Here is a 16,537-nt window from a genome sequence, read left to right on the forward strand (position 1 = left end):
TATAAAGTTTATATATTCATACAGAAATTTATTTTTCGAATAAATTGTCCCCTTTTATATTTTGGAGAACGTCTTAAGAGTATAAACAATTAAATTTTAGAAATTATGAAAGAATTTATGATGATTTTTAGTGGAGCAGATTATGCTGACTTAGGCTTATCTCCTGAAGAACTTCAAAACAGAATGGGAAAATGGTTTGCTTGGGGAAACAAAATGGAACAAGCAGGTGTTTTAAGAGGAGGAAATGCCTTAAATCCAGGAATGAGACGTATTGTTGGTGAAAACAGAACAGTTACAGATTTAACCTCTGCTGAGGTAAAAGAAATTGTAGGTGGTTACTATTTGGTTGAAGCTAAAGATTTTGATGCTGTAGAAGAAATTGCTCAAGATTTCCCAGATTATGATTTAGATGGTACAGTTGAGATTCGTGAAGTAATGGTGTTTGATAAGTAATGGAATATAAAGACATAGACCATCTATTTCGACATCATAGTGGAAAGATGGTCTCTGTTTTAACACGAATATTTGGATTGTCTAATCTCCAAATAATCGAAGATGCAGTCCAAGACACTTTTATAAAAGCCAGTTTATCTTGGCGAAAACAACAACCAGAATATCCTGAAGCTTGGTTAACCAAAGCCGCTAAAAATAGAGTTTTAGACATCTTTAGAACTTTAAAATCTCAAAAAAATAATCTTCCAAATATTACACAAGGAACGGATGCTATTGCAATTAATGAATTGTTCTTAGATTCCGAAATTGAAGATGCACAACTGAGAATGATATTTATCGCGTGTCATCCTAAACTAGATCCAAGAGATCGTATTTCATTTGCTTTAAAAACGGTTTCTGGTTTTAGCATCAAAGAAATTGCTTCAGCATTATTGGCAAAAGAAGACACCATTAAAAAACGTTTAATGCGTGCCAGAAAGGCCATTCAGAAGTCTGAAATACAATTTCATATTCCACATGGAAAAACATTACCAGAACGCATAGAAAGCGTAATGGAAGTATTATACCTCATTTTTAACGAAGGCTTTCATTCTAACAGTAAAGACCAATTAATTAGAGCAGATTTATGCAGCGAAGCCATGCGTTTATGTAAACTATTGTTAAAACATAAACAAACAAGATTACCCGAAAGCTATGCGCTTTTTGCATTGATGTGTTTCCATTCATCACGACTAGATGCAAAACAAAGCGTAGATAACGAACTATTGGATTTAAAACAACAAGATAGATCTTTATGGCATTTCCCATTAGTGCAATTAGGCAATACTATGATGACCAAAGCAGTTGAGACAGAACATTTCTCATGTTATCATTATGAAGCAGCTATAGCTGCAGAACATCTGCGTGCTGCTACTTTTTGGGAAACGGATTGGAATAAGATTTTACAGTGGTATGAAGCACTTTACAGCTTGCAACCAATGCCATCGCATATACTTACTATGGCTGTAATTAGTATTCAGAATAAAGATTATGAGAAAGCTGATACTTACTTTAGGCAACTACAACCGGAAGCCTTAGAACAACGTGCTTATCTGTACTATGCAGCTAAGGCAGATTATTATGCTGAAACCGATAATATTGATGAAGCTTTATCACAAATAGATTTAGCTTTAAAAACAGTTACGAATACCTTAGAAAAAATGTATTTATTGAAAAAGCGAGCTACTTGGTTACTCAAATAACACTCAATTTTACGTCATTGCGCATCACGGTTTTGAGGCGTGATGTGGCAATCTCATGATGCGAAGAATTACCATTAAGTAGATTACCACGTCCTTTGTCCTCGTAATGACTGTTCTATTTAATAGGAATATAAAACTCAGTCTTTAATTTATGTTCTTCAACACGTCTTGCATCATTAATATATTTCTCTCTACAAGGAGCATCTCTGAGCTCGTAGTCTGTGTTGATTAACCACTCATTAAACATGTAATTATAAACATCTGCAAAGTATTTATAACTGCCTTGGTATAAGAATACAGCAAACTTACCGCCTTTTAATTCTTTAACGCCAACATCTTCATTTGGTTTAGCATCTTTATGAATAATTAAACACGCATCATAGCGAATTTTATCTGCTTCAGTAACCTTAGGGTCATCGTATGGTAAACCAATATGATTTATACCTTTAGTAAATAGTTTTTGAGTTTTTACTTCTGCCCAAAGTTTTTCCCAAGCAGAGCCATAGTCTAAGTCTTGATAAGCACCTTGCATACTGTAGTAGAGACATTTTTGGTCTTCTATATCTAAGATTTTTGGTTTTTTAATGTTGAGTTCTGTTTTCATAATGTTTGTTGTTTTAATGATGAGTTTTTTATTTTTACGATACGCACTAGGCGAAACACCAAAATGATTTTTAAACGCTTTAGATAGGGAAGAAGGTGTCTCAAAACCTACACTATAAGCTATTTGCTCAATTTGGTTTTCTGAATATCTAATCATCTTAGCTGCCGTTTCTATACGTGCTCTTGTAATATATGCACCAATAGGCTCGCCAAGCATAGCTCGAGTAATGCGATGAAAATGAAATTTCGAAAAATGAGACAAGTCTGCCAATTGCGCAATATCTATCTTAGTATCTAAATGGTTATGGATATAATCCACAACTTTATTTAAATTCTGCTGATAATAAGACTTAGACTTTGGTTGTTCTGCCATGTGTTATCGTTTCTATTAAGACAAAACTAAAAGTAATTTATAGGTTTTACTTTTCCAATCTTGCTATGTATAGTTATAAAAGAAACTTCTAAAACATTAAAGCAAAATAATTTGGCTGAAGTTTACAAAATTCTTTATGAGCAATTTCAAGAAGAAACATCAGGTATTCAAGAAATATTTCAATGGTCTATGGGAAGTATAATAGTAATAATACTAGCAATATTTGGAACTAATATTTTTTTTAATTTTCGATATAATAAAAAAGAATTAGAAAACTTGATTCAACAGTTTGATTTAAAAATTCAAAAAAATTATGAAGAATTTATAGAATAAAATAAGAAGGATCAAAATAAGTACAAGGATAAAATTGATAAAAATTTAAAAGAAACAGAAAAAGAATTCCAAGGATTATTAAAGAGTTTTAATGAAAACTATACCCAACAAATTACAAATCTTAATAGCAATGTTGAGAAACAGATTGAGACTATGGTAAACAATTTTAATAATCAAATGCAACTAACAAAACAGATTAATGATGAAATCCTGACTTCTATTAAGCAAGACTTTAAACAAAAAGAATTAAATTTAAAAGATTTAATATCTGAAGTTCAATCTGATGCTGAATTTTCTAAAAATAGTATTGAAATGGATATAGCAAGAGTAAGAGCACAAATGTGGGATGGTCAAGGTATTTTTAAAAATTCTTTAAGATATAGATTATATGAGTTGGATTTATTAATTAAGCGTAATTCTCCTTTAGAATTCTACTTAAAAGATTTAATAGATAATTTGAGTAATATTGGAGAAATTGATAAAATCGAATATGATAGAGTTGATTCTATTTTAAAGAAAATTACTCAAGACAAGTATAAAGGTTTTGTAACGGATATTCAAGCTATAATAAAAAAAATATTTAAAACTGTTTAATAATATGAATTACAAACACTTGGTATTAAACTTGTTTGTAACAAAACAGTAAGTTTTACTACATATAAGTAAAACAAGTTTAATTAAAAGAAAAAAGATATGATTCAGTTTAAAGGAGCCCTAGTTTTAGGCGCATTAATAGGAGCAGCAGCAGGAGTATTATTAGCACCAGAAAAAGGTAGTGTTACCAGAGATACGCTTAAAAAAGAAGGCAAGGATATTAAAAACCAAATTACTACTGATTTTACAGAAGTAAAAGATGATTTATCTAAAGCCGCAGAGTCTGGTAAAGATAAATTTAAGGAAGATTTAAAAGACTTTGCATCTAAGACAAGTTATAAAACAGAACAAGCGATTACGTTTTTAGAAAAGCAATTAGCTGTACTAAAAGAAAAGAATAAGATGCTACAGCAGACGAGCTAAAAGAATATAAATTGTATTGTCATTGTGAAGCTGGCTTTTTTGTCAGCTGTGGCAACCTCATGACGCGAAGAATTACCAATAAACAGATTGCCACGTCCTTCGTCCTCGCAATGACGATTTAAACACGTCATTCGTACCTCATTCCTCGTAATGACAATTGGATTATTATTTATTTATCTAAATAGAGAAAATCTTTGTTTTTATATCTGGCCATTCTGCTTTTAATATGCCATAACAGCACGTACTGCGTCTAAAGCCATCATTCATAACTGTATCTTGTCTTAAGATACCTTCTAGAGTTGCACCTAATTTTTCTACAGCACGACGAGATTTATTATTACGTTCGTCAATACGGAATTCTACTTTTTCAAATTCTAAAGTTTCAAAAACATATTGCAACATTAAAAATTTCATGTTGGCATTGAGTCCTGTGCCTTGAAAATTGTTTCCAATCCATGTCCAACCAATATGCAATACTTTATTTTTCCAGTTTATTAAACCAAACCGTGTAGAGCCAGCATAAGTTTGCTTTTCTTTATCATAAATTATAAAAGGAATAGTAGTTTTATGGTAGTAGCCATCAACAGCAACTTGAACATAATCTCTCAATTTTTCTGGTGTAGAAATATCTGAAGGAGAATAGAGAATGAGGTCTTTTTCTTTTGTAATAGACTCTAAGTTGCTATAATTACTTAAGTCTAATAATGTGAGTTTTACTCTGTTGTTTTCTAGTGTTGGTATGTTCATAAATTTCTGGTTTCCGTCATTGCGAAGCTGACTTTTTTGTCAGCTTCGCAATCTGTTTATTGATAATTCTTCGCATCATGAGATTACCACGTCACTGCATTCCTCGTAATGACGTTTTAATTGATATTGTTTTATTCAAAGTAAAAAAGCCAACCTTCAGATAAATCATTCCATTCTGGATTATTTTTGTTGATTAGATTTTCTTTTCGTTTTCTGTTTCCTTTTTTTATTTGTTTTTCTCTCACAATGGCCTCTTCAATGGTACCATATTCTTCAAGATATACTAATTTATCACAATTATATTTTGTTGTAAATCCTTTATACGTTTTGGTTTTGTGTTGATAAACTCTTTTTGTCAAATTCGAGGTGATACCTACATAAATCGTAGTGTTATTTTTTGTTAGCCATGAAATACACATGAGATTTTTTCATAATAATTTGTACATTTCATGAGATTGCCACGTCCTTCGTCCTCGCAATGAAGATTCTATTTAAATCAAATCATTTATATAATTTACATTAACCACATGCTTTCCATCAAATGGAAGAATAGTAACTCTATCTCCAAAAAGTGAAACAGCACGTTCCGATTCTTGCTTTATACGCGCTTCATCCAAATACTCATCGTTAGTACCATAAATCAATTTCACTTTGGTAGATTCATTTAAATATTCAAAATCTTCAGCATTTAATTCTTTAGGAATGCCACCAGAATGCAATACTAACTGAGAGCATTGCAATTGTCGCTTCACCATATAGCGCATAGCCACACTGACACCTTGAGAATAACCTAGGATAATAAGGTTAATATCATTTGGAATTTGTTCAGCTTCAAAAACCGTATCAAAATAATTTAGAATATTTTTCATTCCGGCTTCAGTATTATTTCTTGTTAACCAATTGGCGCCAATATGCATTTTTGGTTGAATATAATATTTACTTGGAGCTTGTGGAGCGATGATATAATTCTCTTCAGTATTTAAACTTTTAAAATATTTTAGAAAGTACTGACTAAGATAACCCATGCCATGGCAAACAAACCAAACCGTTTTGGTGTGTTCTGTAAGTTGGTTTAAAGTAGAGTAGGAGTTGCTTGTTGTATATGTGATTTCTTTCTCTTGCGAATTCATTATTCTAGGTAGTTTCAGTACTTTTGTTAATCAAGAATAAAAATACAGTATTATATGCAATTATCTAAGGAAGACACATTGGCTAAGGCTAATGCTATATGCAAAAACACCTTAATGGAAACCTTAAGTATTGAGATTGTGGATTTTGGAGATGATTTCTTAGTTGCAAGAATGCCAGTAACACCAAGAGTACACCAACCAGATGGTGTTTTACATGGTGGCGCTACAGCAGCTTTAGCAGAAAGCGTTGGTAGTTTTGCTTCGCATTTTTTTACAAATTTAGATAAATACTTTGTTAGAGGTATAGAAATTACAGCAAACCATCTTAAAAGTGTAACAGAAGGTTTTGTGTATGCAAAAGCTACGTTTTTGCACAAAGGTCGTACAACACAACTTCTAGATATTAGAGTTACAGACGAGGCTGGTAATTTAATTTCTATTTGTCGTTTATCTACAATTTCACTTCCAAAAAGTAAATAAAAGGATGAATGAGGATTCATTTTTTGAAGCTCTAGAAACTCAGTATTCTAATCAATTACCTTTTGTGGTTTATAGCAGACCCATAAATTCTGTTATTAAATGTTGGTTGCAGAAAGACAATACATTGCATAAAACTGAAACGTTTTCTGAAAGTGGATTTGTGTTTGCACCTTTCGATTTTAAAGATGAAAGTATTGTTTTTTTAGAAGCTGAATGCGAGCATTATAGTTTAGAAGTCAATCAGATAGAAATTGATGATAAAGTAAGCGATGCTACAATTGCTGCAACTAATAAAAACGCTCATATTGAATTAGTTTCAAAAGGAATTGAAGCCATTAAAGACGGAGAATTCAAAAAAGTGGTGTTGTCTCGATGTGAAGCTAAATCATTGCAAAACAATAATCCAATTTCAATTTTCAAAACACTATATAATACTTATAAAAATGCGATGGTATATTGTTGGTACCATCCTAAGGTTGGGTTATGGTTAGGTGCAACACCAGAATTATTGTTTAAAGTAGAAGGTAAGCAGCTAACAACAATTTCATTAGCAGGCACGCAATCTTTTAATAAAGACGTTGAGGCATTATGGACCAACAAAGAAGTTGAAGAACAAAAAATCGTAACGGATTATATTATTAATAAGATTGAACCCTACACCAAGCAGATTAATGTGTCTGATGTTGAAACCATTAGAGCAGGAAATTTACTTCATCTCAAATCTAGAATTACAAGCTTAATTGATTCTTCTGCAAGTTTAAAATCTATTATAGAAGCCTTGCATCCAACACCAGCAGTCTGTGGTTTTCCTAAGCAAGATGCTAAAGATTTTATCCTTCAAAATGAAGGTTATAACAGAGAATACTACACAGGGTTTTTAGGAGAGCTTAATTTAAAACAATCTAAAACAAGAAATACAAACAGACGTAATGTAGAGAATAACGCTTACGCTGTTGTAAAAGCACAGTCTAATTTTTACGTAAACTTGCGTTGTGTACAATTGCTTAAAAGTAAGGCTGTTATTTATGTTGGAGGTGGAATTACCAAAGATTCTAATCCAGAAAATGAATGGGAAGAAACCGTTAATAAAACTAAAACAATTGGTAATGTGCTTGGTTAAGAACTTATAGATTTTTCTATATTTGTAAGTAATGAAGCACTCTAAAATTCCCTTATCCCAAACCGTAGTTACCTTATGCAAAACGCATAATATTAAACACATTGTAATTTCTCCAGGAAGCAGAAACGCTCCTTTAACCATTGGGTTTACACACGATGACTTTTTTAACTGTTACAGTATTGTTGATGAACGTTGTGCTGCTTTTTTCGCACTCGGAATTGCACAACAAATACAAGAGCCAGTTGCAGTAGTTTGTACATCTGGCAGTGCTTTATTGAATTATTATCCTGCAATTGCAGAAGCCTATTACAGTCATATTCCATTGGTTGTATTATCTGCAGATAGACCAAAACATTTGATAGATGTTGGAGATGGCCAAACCATAAAACAGAAAAATATTTATGGCGAGCATGTATTATATAACGCGAACCTAAAATTAGATTTAAAGGAAGAAGATAAGACCGTTAAAGAAAATGAGTTGCCAATAATTAAAAGCATTGAGAATAAGCTCGAACGTTTTTTAGGATTTCAAAAAGATATTCAATCTTATAATGAGTCTGAGATTCATGATTCACTATCTCTTGCTGCCATAAAATCAGGACCAGTTCATATTAATATTCCTTTTGATGAACCTTTATACGAAACGGTTGAAGAATTGTCTATTAATCCAAAACAGTTTAAGCTTCAAAATCGAATAGATAATATAGATGATTTTGAAATTAAAAGTCTTTTAAACGTATGGCATAGTACAAAACGGAAGATGATTTTAGTAGGTGTTTTACAACCCAATTCTATCGAAGAAAAATGGTTGCAAAAATTGGTTGATGATGATAGCGTTTTAGTGTTTACAGAAACGACTTCTAATTTACATCATCCCGACTTTTTCTCTGGAATAGACAAAATCATAGCACCATTAGATAAAGAAGGTTTTAAAGCATTACAGCCCGAAATATTATTAACTTTCGGTGGTTTAGTGGTTTCTAAAAAGATAAAAGCCTTTTTAAGAACTTACAAACCAACACATCATTGGCATGTAGATTCGTTTAGAGCTAATGATACCTTTTTCTGTTTAGATAAACATATTAAATTAACTCCGAATACATTTTTAAGTGTGTTTTTACAGCAAGTAACACATCATACAAAAAGTACTTATAAAGCGAACTGGTTAGTAGTACGACAGAAACGTCGGAAACTACACGATGCTTATCTAAAAACCATTGCATTTTCAGATTTTTCAGTCTTTAATACCATTTTAAAAAACATACCTGAGTTAAGTCAATTACAAGTTGGTAATAGTTCTGCCATTCGTTATACACAATTATTTCAACTACCTAAACGTATTGAGGTGTTTTGCAACAGAGGAACCAGTGGTATTGATGGAAGTACGAGTACTGCAATTGGTGCAGCAGTTGCTATCAAAAAACAAGTGACATTTGTAACTGGTGATTTAAGCTTTTTTTATGATAGTAATGCGCTATGGAATAATTACATTCCTAAGAATTTTAGAATTATAGTTATTAATAATGAAGGAGGTGGCATTTTTAGAATCTTGCCAGGACATAAGAATACAGCTAATTTTGATACTTTTTTCGAAACAAAGCATCATTTATCTGCCAAGCAATTATGTGAGATGTATGGTTTTGAATATCACAAAGCTACAGATGGAATATCTTTAGAAGATGAACTAGTAACATTCTATGAGACGTCTAATGAACCAAAGTTATTAGAAGTATTTACACCTTCTAGAAGTAATGATGATATACTCTTAGATTATTTTAAATTTATAAAGTAACCTTTTGTTAAATATTAAGAACAAGTGACTTATTCACTTTTTGTGTGTCTAAAAATTACTTACCTTTAGTGAGACAATTTTTTAACCTAAAATAATTACAAAATGAGTAAAAGAGATGACTTAATCGCAAAGTATGCGGCAGATTTAAAAGACAAATGTGGTGTTAATGCAGACATGGATTTATTAACTAAAGTAACTGTTGGTTTAGGTCCTTCGATTTATAATGCAGATTCATCGACTGTTTCTGGTTCTGACGAAAAAGAATTAGCAACTGTAAAAAACAACTATTTAATCAAAAAATTAGGATTAAAAGATAGTGCTGATTTAGATAAAGCTATTGCTTCTGTAATGGATACTTATGGACAATCTAATAGAAACAAGTATAGAGCGGTAGTTTATTATTTATTGTGTACACATTTTAACAAAGCATCTGTTTACTAGTAAATAGATTTAAAATATTTAGAAGCGCTATAATTAAATAATTATAGCGCTTTTTCTTTGTGTTAATATGAATACCTTTGCAGCATGATATATTTAGGCGAATACAATACTCTCGAAATTTTAAGAGATACAGAACCAGGATTATTCTTAGGAGATGGAAATGATAATGAAGTTTTATTACCAAATCGTTATGTGCCTGAAGTATTTGAAATAGGTGAGAAAATTGAAGTCTTTGTCTATTTAGATAATGAAGAACGACCAGTTGCAACTACAGATCAACCCTATATAAAAAATGGAGATTTTGCTTTATTACGCTGCAATCAAGTCACTAATTTCGGAGCATTTTTAGATTGGGGTTTGGTAAAAGAATTGTTTTGCCCATTTAAGGAACAAGCCTTTAAGATGAAATCTGGCGGATGGTATTTAGTGCATTGTTATTTAGACGATGAAACTGAACGTCTCGTTGCTTCGAGTAAAACAAATAGCTTTCTAGACAATAAAGAATTGACTGTAGCTCAATTTGATGAAGTTGATTTAATTGTATCACATCCTTCAGAATTAGGAATGAATGTTATTGTAAATAAAATTCACTCAGGTCTAATTTTTAGAGACGATATTTATAAAGATATTAGTGTAGGTGATCGTTTAAAAGGTATTATAAAGAAAGTACGCCAAGACAATAAGTTAGATGTTTCATTAAATCAAATAGGTTATAGAAATATAGAGCCTAATGCAGAACATGTTTTAAACGAATTACATGATAATGGTGGTTTTTTACCACTTCATGATAAATCTAATCCAGAAGAAATTAAGGAATTGCTTCAAATGAGTAAAAAGAGCTTCAAAAAAGCCATAGGATCACTTTATAAGGAAAGACAAATCACTATTGAAGTTAATGAAGGTATTAGATTAGTTGAGTGATACATTAATACTGTCTTTAACTCTTTTATATATAGTATCTAATCCTTCATGAAGATTATCAAAGCATATATCTTTCCATTCACAAATGCTGCTTTCAATTTCCGCACTCATTCGGCTAGCACTACTATAGCTAACAATACCATAAGCCTTTAAATTAGGCAAAGCCAATCTCGCATCTTTTATATCTAGAAGAGCAACTGAATAGGAGTTAATTCTATTAGCAATGATGCCAAAAGGTTTTGATTGTCCGAAATAATCAATAAGATCTGAAATCGTTTTTTTTACAGTGGCTATATCTATATGCACACCTTCATAAAATTCTACAACAGCTAGGTCTTTAAAGAAATGGACTGTACCTACTTCGGATTTTGCTTGTTTAACAATTTGTGCAGATAAGTTTGTTTTTTCAATGTTCATGCTCCAATAGTATTTATTTATAGCCAAATTTTATGGGCTTGATAACCAAAGCCTATTATTAGACACTATAATTTTAAATAAGTCACATAAAAATATGAATACGAGCTATTTAGGATTATATATATAGATTGAAGCTAATAGTTTTAGTCAAGTAAAACTCAAGCTTATTTAACTTTTTAATTTATAGATAGAAATAATACGTATACTAATTGTCAATAGATAGTGTTTGTTCGACCCATTCAGCGGCATTTTCAAGATTTTTGAAGGCTTCTCTATTAAATTTAAAGAAGTGATTTTCTATTTCAAAAACACGTTGCGTGAATGAATTATAAACCACAATAGCATAAGCTTTCAAATTTGGGAAATTCGCATTGAATTTTGTCGCATCTGTAAGATCTATAGAGTAGGAGTTTAATCGATTAGCGATAAAGCCAAAAGGTCTATCATCATATTGCTTTTTGATAATGTCTGATACTTCTTTGAAGTTGTTAAAATTGATATCGACACCTTCGTTAAACTCTACAACTACATAATTATCAAAAAGATACACACTCCCTAATTTCACATTAAGGAGCGCATAGTCTTTGCTATTAAGGTAAGGGCTATTAATCATTATAATTATAAAACGGATGCAAATATACTATGCGTACATAATAAAAACTAATAAAAAATTATGCTTAGCTCATTATTATTAATTCCTTATTTTTGCGTTCTAAACATTGAAAAAAATGAGTCATATAGATTGGAAAGTTGCCAAATCTTATGAAGATATTACGTATTCTAAGTGCAACGGAGTTGCAAGAATAGCCTTTAATCGCCCAGATGTACGAAACGCCTTTCGGCCAAAAACCACTTCAGAGCTTTACGACGCATTTTATGATGCAAATGAAGATGTAAATATTGGTGTTGTGCTCTTAAGTGCAGAAGGACCATCGTCTAAAGATGGTATTTGGAGTTTTTGTTCTGGTGGTGATCAAAAGGCTAGAGGTAAACAAGGTTATGTTGGTGAAGACGGCTATCATCGTTTAAATATATTAGAGGTACAACGTCTAATTCGTTTTATGCCAAAAGCAGTTATTGCAGTTGTACCAGGTTGGGCAGTTGGTGGTGGACATAGTTTACATGTAGTTTGTGATTTAACTTTAGCGAGTAAAGAACATGCTATTTTTAAACAAACTGATGCAGATGTAACAAGTTTTGATGGTGGATATGGTTCAGCATATTTAGCTAAAATGGTTGGTCAGAAAAGAGCTAGAGAAATATTCTTTTTAGGAAGAAACTATTCTGCACAAGAAGCTTATGAAATGGGAATGGTAAATGCTGTGATTCCTCATTCTGAATTAGAAGCTACTGCCTATGAATGGGCTCAAGAAATATTGGCTAAATCACCAACATCAATAAAAATGCTAAAATTTGCTATGAACCTTACCGATGATGGTATGGTTGGTCAGCAAGTTTTTGCTGGTGAAGCAACACGATTAGCATACATGACAGAGGAAGCAAAAGAAGGTAGAGATGCCTTTTTAGAAAAAAGGAAACCTAACTTTCCGAAGAAATGGATACCTTAATCTAAACAACTTTGAATGAGAAAAATTAAACCATGGCTTTCTGCCATGCGCTTAAGAACATTACCACTTTCAGTTTCTGGAATAATCTTAGGAACCTGTTTTGCCTATTATAATGGACATTTTAGTTGGTGGGTTTTAGTACTAGCCATTTTAACAACTATGAGTTTGCAAGTTTTATCTAATCTTGCTAATGATTATGGTGATGGTGTTAGAGGTACAGACAATGAAGAACGTGTTGGTCCTGAACGTGCAATTCAAAGTGGTGAGATTACACCAGAAGAAATGCTTGATGCTATAAAATTTAATATTATAATAGTTATCATTCTAACTTTATCTCTTATTTGGGCAGCTTTTGGACCAACTAATTTCCTTTTTCTGTTGCTATTTATTTTTCTTGGCGGCTTATCCGTTTATGCTGCTCTAAATTACACTATGGGAGATTCACCATATGGCTACAGGTCTTTAGGAGATGTCTTTGTGTTTGTGTTTTTTGGATTAATGAGTACTATCGGGAGTTATTTGCTCTATATGCATACTATAGATCATGTTGTTATTCTTCCTGCAATTGCTTTAGGTTTATTAAGTGTTGGTGTTTTAAACCTTAATAATATGCGAGATATTAACTCTGATGCTAATGCTGGCAAAATAACAATGGCAGTAAAGTTAGGTTTAGATCGTGCCAAAAAATATCATTACTTTTTAATTGTTGGTGCAATGGTTATTACTGTAATCTTCTCAGTTTTATATTATGTAGAGCCTTATAACTTTATATATCTCCTTGCATTTATTCCGTTAATAATTCATGTAAAAAAGATAAAAGTAGCTAAGCTACCTAATGACTTTGATAGTCAGTTAAAAGTTTTAGCTTTATCTACGTTTCTATTTGCTTTACTTCTAGGTGTTGGCTATATTTTGTATTAAATTTAAGGATTGTTTTGTTCCTTAAATTTTTATAAAAATGAAAATAACATTCTATGGTCATGCCAGTTTAGGTATTCAAATTAAAGACATTCATATTCTTGTTGACCCATTTATAAGTGGCAACGAAAACGCATCAGCAATTGATATCGATAGCTTAAAAGCGGATTATATCTTAGTAACACATGCACATCAAGATCATATTTTAGATGTTGCAGCTATAGCTAAACGCACAGGAGCGGTAATCGTTTCTAATTATGAAATTGTAGTACATTATCAAAGTCTAGGATTAGAAGGTCATCCTATGAATCATGGTGGTACTTGGGATTTTGACTTTGGAAGTCTTAAATATGTTAATGCTATTCACACGTCATCGTTTCCAGATGGAACATATGGTGGACAACCAGGTGGTTTTATTATTGAAGGAGAGCGTAAAAATATATATATAGCAGGAGACACAGCGTTGACAATGGATATGAAACTTATACCAATGCAAACCAAACTCGATTTAGCGATTCTACCTATCGGAGATAATTTTACAATGGGAATAAATGATGCAATCATAGCTAGTGATTTTGTAGAATGCGATAAGATATTAGGTTATCACTTTGATACGTTTGGCTATATTGAAATTGACCACGAAGTAGCAAAACGTATGTTTTTTGATAAGAATAAAGATTTGATGTTGTTGGATATTGGTGAGAGTGTTGAACTTTAAAACTTAAAAAAAAATCATAATACAAAAACTCTCCATTTTTTTGTGGTCTATTTTAATATCAAATGGCATATTCTATTAAAAAGATGCTCAATTTCACTGTCTTTTCCTCCCCAAATTGGAATTTTAGATCCTGCTTTGGCGCTAAATGAATAAATTATAAATTTAGATACTTTATTCCGGCTACCTGTACTTTGATAAATTAATTCTGCTGGATAAGCTAGGTTTCCTATGATTGGAAACAAGCCTATAATTAAGGCTATAATTGGAAAATGAGGTTTAGAACTAATAAGACTATGAGACATTCTCCAAACTGTATATAATGTTCTTGCTACAGAACCTGATACTAAAATTATTATTGTTCCTGATTGAATGCTGAAGATACCACCAGCAATCAATAGAGGCATTATTATAAAACTAAAAATTTTAACAAATGGTTTTATACCTATATGAATACTGAAATCTGTTAGATATGAACTTTTATCGTCTTTTTGGAGTTCACTCTTGAGAAATTTGGATTCTGACTCAGTGAAGAACTTTCTAGAATACCATTTATCAATTTCTTTTTTCAAATACCATTTGGTCAATCTCCAACGGTATTTTGCACTTGAAAAATAGAGGTACAGACGCTTAATAAATTTCTTGTATCGAAAATTATAAACTTTATTTAAAAATTTAACAACAAGTTCTTCTGTATTTTTAATTGCTGATTTTAAAAAGGTTGCACTATTTTTTATAAACCAACGTATAGGCTTGTTTTCATAATATATTTTAGATTCTTCTGTTATTTTTTTTTGAGATGCTGCATAATATAAGCTTTTTTGATGTCGAGTTAAATGCGTCCATTTTTTTTGTGTTTTAGATAACAAATCTGCATCAGTACAAAGATTATTATAAGCGTATTTTCCTAGTTTTATGGTAATAGCATCTTTACTCTTTGTTAAGTAATTGGTTAGTTTTTCAGAATCTACATGATCAAAAAGCCAACCTCTATGCTTAATACATTTTGGAATATAATAGAACAATGTTGATAATGGATTCATCGCAAATAGTGCAGGAAGACCAGATTCTAAATCAATCCAAATCCATTGTCTTCTATCGTTTTCTTTATTAAGCATCATAAAATTACTGACTGCAACAGGATTCCCTTTACCAGCCTGCCAAACTAATCCATCAAATCCAGATTCAATTAATTTATCCTTCAGAGGTTTCATAATCTCGTTTTTCAATTCAGACATATAATTCACTTGATTTGTATGTAATGGATTAAATAAAGGAGCATGCTTGCCAGGAATAAATTCTGTATCAATTTCAAAAGCCTTGTGTTTTACATTCCAACGGTAATTATATGTTTTGGGTAATCTCAGTTTGTCTTCAAACCAAATATGACATAAAGATGATAATATTCTTCTCCTTATCATAGCACATTGAATTGCATCTTCGCACCAAGTATATGGATTGGCAGATCCTGTTAGAATAAAAAGGATTAATTTACTTACAGGTTCGCCAGTAAATGTCTTTGTAGCTATTCCTTCATTACCCGAATATGAAAGATATACTTTTGCAGAACGACCTTTACCAATATATTTTTTTTGAATTACTTTCAGAGGAACGAGTTCAACCAATTCATCCTTTAATCCCCATTTTATATGCTTAACGTTATCACGCATGATGGTTGATAAATTGCAAACCGCAATAATTTTAGTCAAACATGTTTTGACTTGTAAATAATGCTAATCACTAAAAATGATTCTTTAATTTAAATTTGCAATACTCTCGATATTGTTTTTGTAATATTCTACAATACAATAAGATACATTTAAATCTATGGCTTTCTACTAAAACTCTTTTAATCGTAATTATATTCGTTATAGAACTTAATAATGCGGATTCGCACATTAAATATTAGTAATAGAAAAAGAGCGAGTATTTATAAATATGTGCTGTTGAAATTTAGGTTTTATAGAAGATTTTAACCTTAATTTTTTGTTAGTAATGGTGCAAGACAACAGCTCTTAATATAATTATTTACTTGTATTACTTTCCAACCACTCAGACCTTAAATCGTCACTAACTTTCCCACTACCATCATGTTTCCAACCTGGAGGTTTTATTAAGTATAGAACTCTATTTCTTAATGATTTCTGACCAGAAAACGCATCTTTAAGCATGTTTAGCCATTCAATAAATGCAATTTTAATAAGGTTGTAGGTCTTTATATTTGTTACTAAACCATAAGTTACTTTTTCGTTTTTTAATTCTGGTTGA

20 protein-coding genes and 1 pseudogene are annotated in these 16,537 nt (G+C 31.4%); 13 read left to right on the forward strand and 8 right to left on the reverse strand.

Annotation, left to right across the window (positions count from 1 at the left end):
- Positions 1-105 precede the first annotated feature (105 nt).
- Both QZZ53_RS10975 and QZZ53_RS10980 read left to right on the forward strand, forming a co-directional pair.
- The gene (locus tag QZZ53_RS10975) at positions 106-453 is read left to right on the forward strand and encodes a YciI family protein (RefSeq protein ID WP_296384551.1); all 348 of its coding nucleotides are present in this window, start codon (positions 106-108) and stop codon (positions 451-453) included.
- Positions 453-1,694 (forward strand): sigma-70 family RNA polymerase sigma factor, encoded by a 1,242-nt coding sequence (locus QZZ53_RS10980; RefSeq protein WP_296384553.1) that lies wholly within the window; start codon positions 453-455, stop codon positions 1,692-1,694. The genes QZZ53_RS10975 and QZZ53_RS10980 overlap by 1 nt, the downstream gene beginning before the upstream one ends.
- A 115-nt stretch (positions 1,695-1,809) precedes the next feature.
- Here QZZ53_RS10980 and QZZ53_RS10985 read toward each other — a convergent pair whose 3' ends face one another.
- Positions 1,810-2,670, reverse strand: coding sequence for an AraC family transcriptional regulator (locus QZZ53_RS10985; protein ID WP_296384555.1), 861 nt, complete (start codon positions 2,668-2,670; stop codon positions 1,810-1,812).
- Between the two features lie 111 nt (positions 2,671-2,781).
- On the opposite strand from QZZ53_RS10985, the gene QZZ53_RS10990 reads away from it, so the two are divergent.
- From QZZ53_RS10990 to QZZ53_RS11000, 3 genes are all read left to right on the forward strand, one after another.
- A complete protein-coding gene (locus QZZ53_RS10990; protein WP_296384556.1) occupies positions 2,782-3,003 on the forward strand; it encodes a hypothetical protein in 222 nt (73 codons plus the stop codon).
- A 177-nt stretch (positions 3,004-3,180) separates the two neighbouring features.
- Positions 3,181-3,597, forward strand: coding sequence for a hypothetical protein (locus QZZ53_RS10995; RefSeq protein ID WP_296384557.1), 417 nt, complete (start codon positions 3,181-3,183; stop codon positions 3,595-3,597).
- A 99-nt stretch (positions 3,598-3,696) separates the two neighbouring features.
- Complete coding sequence (locus QZZ53_RS11000) at positions 3,697-4,020, forward strand: YtxH domain-containing protein (protein ID WP_296384559.1); 324 nt, start codon at positions 3,697-3,699, stop codon at positions 4,018-4,020.
- A 177-nt stretch (positions 4,021-4,197) separates the two neighbouring features.
- Here QZZ53_RS11000 and QZZ53_RS11005 read toward each other — a convergent pair whose 3' ends face one another.
- The 3 genes from QZZ53_RS11005 to QZZ53_RS11015 all read right to left on the reverse strand — a co-directional run bounded on the left by QZZ53_RS11005 (position 4,198) and on the right by QZZ53_RS11015 (position 5,897).
- Positions 4,198-4,767 (reverse strand): GNAT family protein, encoded by a 570-nt coding sequence (locus QZZ53_RS11005; RefSeq protein WP_296384561.1) that lies wholly within the window; start codon positions 4,765-4,767, stop codon positions 4,198-4,200.
- Between the two features lie 131 nt (positions 4,768-4,898).
- Positions 4,899-5,126 (reverse strand): GIY-YIG nuclease family protein, encoded by a 228-nt coding sequence (locus QZZ53_RS11010; protein WP_296384563.1) that lies wholly within the window; start codon positions 5,124-5,126, stop codon positions 4,899-4,901.
- 132 nt (positions 5,127-5,258) lie between these two features.
- Positions 5,259-5,897: an esterase gene (locus QZZ53_RS11015; protein ID WP_296384565.1), complete on the reverse strand. Its 639-nt coding sequence runs from the start codon at positions 5,895-5,897 to the stop codon at positions 5,259-5,261.
- A gap of 54 nt (positions 5,898-5,951) precedes the next feature.
- On the opposite strand from QZZ53_RS11015, the gene QZZ53_RS11020 reads away from it, so the two are divergent.
- From QZZ53_RS11020 to QZZ53_RS11040, 5 genes are all read left to right on the forward strand, one after another.
- A complete protein-coding gene (locus QZZ53_RS11020) occupies positions 5,952-6,377 on the forward strand; it encodes a hotdog fold thioesterase (protein WP_296384567.1) in 426 nt (141 codons plus the stop codon).
- A 4-nt stretch (positions 6,378-6,381) separates the two neighbouring features.
- The gene (locus tag QZZ53_RS11025) at positions 6,382-7,497 is read left to right on the forward strand and encodes a chorismate-binding protein (RefSeq protein WP_296384569.1); all 1,116 of its coding nucleotides are present in this window, start codon (positions 6,382-6,384) and stop codon (positions 7,495-7,497) included.
- A gap of 31 nt (positions 7,498-7,528) precedes the next feature.
- Complete coding sequence (gene menD / locus QZZ53_RS11030) at positions 7,529-9,289, forward strand: 2-succinyl-5-enolpyruvyl-6-hydroxy-3-cyclohexene-1-carboxylic-acid synthase (protein WP_296384571.1); 1,761 nt, start codon at positions 7,529-7,531, stop codon at positions 9,287-9,289.
- Positions 9,290-9,391: 102 nt separating this feature from the next.
- Positions 9,392-9,730 (forward strand): DUF2853 family protein, encoded by a 339-nt coding sequence (locus tag QZZ53_RS11035; protein ID WP_296384572.1) that lies wholly within the window; start codon positions 9,392-9,394, stop codon positions 9,728-9,730.
- An 84-nt stretch (positions 9,731-9,814) separates the two neighbouring features.
- Entirely contained in the window at positions 9,815-10,651 is an 837-nt protein-coding gene (locus QZZ53_RS11040) for a S1-like domain-containing RNA-binding protein (RefSeq protein WP_296384574.1), read from the forward strand.
- On the opposite strand, the gene QZZ53_RS11045 is transcribed toward QZZ53_RS11040, so the two are convergent.
- Complete coding sequence (locus QZZ53_RS11045; RefSeq protein ID WP_296384576.1) at positions 10,640-11,068, reverse strand: hypothetical protein; 429 nt, start codon at positions 11,066-11,068, stop codon at positions 10,640-10,642. The two genes, QZZ53_RS11040 and QZZ53_RS11045, sit on opposite strands and share 12 nt — an antisense overlap.
- 205 nt (positions 11,069-11,273) lie before the next feature.
- Positions 11,274-11,681 (reverse strand): hypothetical protein, encoded by a 408-nt coding sequence (locus QZZ53_RS11050; RefSeq protein ID WP_296384578.1) that lies wholly within the window; start codon positions 11,679-11,681, stop codon positions 11,274-11,276.
- Between the two features lie 115 nt (positions 11,682-11,796).
- On the opposite strand from QZZ53_RS11050, the gene QZZ53_RS11055 reads away from it, so the two are divergent.
- From QZZ53_RS11055 to QZZ53_RS11065, 3 genes are read left to right on the forward strand one after another with little or no spacing between them, the layout of a single operon-like run.
- Entirely contained in the window at positions 11,797-12,636 is an 840-nt protein-coding gene (locus QZZ53_RS11055; RefSeq protein ID WP_296384579.1) for a 1,4-dihydroxy-2-naphthoyl-CoA synthase, read from the forward strand.
- Positions 12,637-12,651: 15 nt separating this feature from the next.
- Positions 12,652-13,557: a 1,4-dihydroxy-2-naphthoate octaprenyltransferase gene (menA, locus tag QZZ53_RS11060; RefSeq protein WP_296384581.1), complete on the forward strand. Its 906-nt coding sequence runs from the start codon at positions 12,652-12,654 to the stop codon at positions 13,555-13,557.
- A gap of 37 nt (positions 13,558-13,594) precedes the next feature.
- The gene (locus tag QZZ53_RS11065; protein WP_296384582.1) at positions 13,595-14,272 is read left to right on the forward strand and encodes a metal-dependent hydrolase; all 678 of its coding nucleotides are present in this window, start codon (positions 13,595-13,597) and stop codon (positions 14,270-14,272) included.
- A gap of 47 nt (positions 14,273-14,319) precedes the next feature.
- On the opposite strand, the gene QZZ53_RS11070 is transcribed toward QZZ53_RS11065, so the two are convergent.
- Both QZZ53_RS11070 and QZZ53_RS11075 read right to left on the reverse strand, forming a co-directional pair.
- Positions 14,320-15,939 carry a hypothetical protein gene (locus QZZ53_RS11070; protein ID WP_296384585.1) on the reverse strand — a complete coding sequence of 540 codons (1,620 nt, stop codon included), beginning with the start codon at positions 15,937-15,939 and terminating at the stop codon, positions 14,320-14,322.
- A 354-nt stretch (positions 15,940-16,293) separates the two neighbouring features.
- A pseudogene (locus QZZ53_RS11075) lies at positions 16,294-16,537 on the reverse strand (sterol desaturase family protein); the annotation flags it as partial.

Origin of the sequence: Winogradskyella sp. (assembly GCF_016744625.1) — a bacterium.
In the GTDB taxonomy this organism is placed as follows: domain Bacteria; phylum Bacteroidota; class Bacteroidia; order Flavobacteriales; family Flavobacteriaceae; genus Winogradskyella.

Bases quoted from the DNA above. Each gene is read 5' to 3' on its own strand.
- QZZ53_RS10975 (WP_296384551.1), top strand. From the start codon at position 106: ATGAAAGAATTTATGATGATTTTTAGTGGAGCAGATTATGCTGACTTA.
- QZZ53_RS10980 (WP_296384553.1), top strand. From the start codon at position 453: ATGGAATATAAAGACATAGACCATCTATTTCGACATCATAGTGGAAAG.
- QZZ53_RS10985 (WP_296384555.1), bottom strand. From the start codon at position 2,670: ATGGCAGAACAACCAAAGTCTAAGTCTTATTATCAGCAGAATTTAAAT.
- QZZ53_RS10995 (WP_296384557.1), top strand. From the start codon at position 3,181: ATGCAACTAACAAAACAGATTAATGATGAAATCCTGACTTCTATTAAG.
- QZZ53_RS11000 (WP_296384559.1), top strand. From the start codon at position 3,697: ATGATTCAGTTTAAAGGAGCCCTAGTTTTAGGCGCATTAATAGGAGCA.
- QZZ53_RS11005 (WP_296384561.1), bottom strand. From the start codon at position 4,767: ATGAACATACCAACACTAGAAAACAACAGAGTAAAACTCACATTATTA.
- QZZ53_RS11015 (WP_296384565.1), bottom strand. From the start codon at position 5,897: ATGAATTCGCAAGAGAAAGAAATCACATATACAACAAGCAACTCCTAC.
- QZZ53_RS11020 (WP_296384567.1), top strand. From the start codon at position 5,952: ATGCAATTATCTAAGGAAGACACATTGGCTAAGGCTAATGCTATATGC.
- QZZ53_RS11025 (WP_296384569.1), top strand. From the start codon at position 6,382: ATGAATGAGGATTCATTTTTTGAAGCTCTAGAAACTCAGTATTCTAAT.
- menD (WP_296384571.1), top strand. From the start codon at position 7,529: ATGAAGCACTCTAAAATTCCCTTATCCCAAACCGTAGTTACCTTATGC.
- QZZ53_RS11035 (WP_296384572.1), top strand. From the start codon at position 9,392: ATGAGTAAAAGAGATGACTTAATCGCAAAGTATGCGGCAGATTTAAAA.
- QZZ53_RS11040 (WP_296384574.1), top strand. From the start codon at position 9,815: ATGATATATTTAGGCGAATACAATACTCTCGAAATTTTAAGAGATACA.
- QZZ53_RS11045 (WP_296384576.1), bottom strand. From the start codon at position 11,068: ATGAACATTGAAAAAACAAACTTATCTGCACAAATTGTTAAACAAGCA.
- QZZ53_RS11050 (WP_296384578.1), bottom strand. From the start codon at position 11,681: ATGATTAATAGCCCTTACCTTAATAGCAAAGACTATGCGCTCCTTAAT.
- QZZ53_RS11055 (WP_296384579.1), top strand. From the start codon at position 11,797: ATGAGTCATATAGATTGGAAAGTTGCCAAATCTTATGAAGATATTACG.
- menA (WP_296384581.1), top strand. From the start codon at position 12,652: ATGAGAAAAATTAAACCATGGCTTTCTGCCATGCGCTTAAGAACATTA.
- QZZ53_RS11065 (WP_296384582.1), top strand. From the start codon at position 13,595: ATGAAAATAACATTCTATGGTCATGCCAGTTTAGGTATTCAAATTAAA.
- QZZ53_RS11070 (WP_296384585.1), bottom strand. From the start codon at position 15,939: ATGCGTGATAACGTTAAGCATATAAAATGGGGATTAAAGGATGAATTG.